Source organism: Flavobacterium agri, from assembly GCF_013401995.1.
GTDB classification, from domain to species: domain Bacteria; phylum Bacteroidota; class Bacteroidia; order Flavobacteriales; family Flavobacteriaceae; genus Flavobacterium; species Flavobacterium agri.
Genome location: NZ_JACBJI010000025.1, coordinates 1 through 999, shown reverse-complemented (window position 1 = coordinate 999; position 999 = coordinate 1). Strand labels below are relative to the sequence as shown.

The window sequence follows — 999 nt, the reverse complement described above, 5'->3', positions numbered from 1 at the left end:
CAGCAAGGACGGCAGGACGCTCTACTTCTCCTCGAACATGCCGGGGGGAACGGGCGGCTACGACATCTGGAAGGTGGCCGTGAACGGCGACGGCAGCTTCGGCACGCCTGAGAACATGGGCACGGGCATCAACACCGAGGGCAACGAGGGCTTCCCGAGCGTCACGGACTCGGGCAGGCTGTACTTCGCCTCGGACTCGCGCCAGGGCTTCGGGGGTCTTGACGTGTTCTACGTGGACCTCAATAAAGGCGGCGAGGCCAGGAACGTGGGCGCCCCGGTGAACACGGCCAAGGACGACTTCGCCTTCAGCTTCAACGATACGAAAAAGACGGGATTCTTCTCGAGCAACCGCGACGGCAACGACAACATCTACCAGGCGGCGCCTATCTGCGCCACGGAGATCGCCGTGACGGTGCGCGACGCCAAGACGGGCCAGGCATTGTCTGATGCCAAGGTCTCGATACTTGACGAGAAGAGGAACATCGTGGAGACCAGGACCTCGGGTGCCGAGGGCAAGGTGTCCTACACGACCGACTGCAACCGCACCTTCACGATCCAGGCCACGCGCGACGGGTACGAGTCGGGGACCTTCCCTGTCTCGAAGACGGCCGGCGAGCCTATCGCGGTCAGCGCGGATTTGCAGCCTATAGAGACGATCATCCAGCCTGAGGCGGTGACCCTGAACGAGATCTACTTCGAGTACGACAAGAGCAACATCACCCGCGAGGGCGCCTTCGAGCTCGACAAGCTGGTACAGGCGATGAACCTCCATCCGGAGATGGTGATCATGGTCAAGGCGCACACCGACAACCGCGGCACGGACGCCTACAACATGGCCCTGTCGGAGAGACGCGCCAGATCGACGGTGCAGTACGTGCTCTCGAAGGGCATCAAGCGCGACCGCATCTCGGGCAAGGGCTTCGGGGAGAGCGAGCCTAAGGTGCAGTGCGAGCCGTGCAGCGAGGAGCAGCACGCCCAGAACAGGCGAAGCGAGTTCCT

At 63.0% G+C, this 999-nt stretch carries 1 protein-coding gene; it reads left to right on the top strand.

All coding sequences use genetic code 11. The features are described from left to right. Positions 1-999, top strand: a 999-nt coding sequence (locus HZF10_RS17805) for an OmpA family protein (protein ID WP_176007595.1), incomplete at both ends; no start/stop codon positions are given.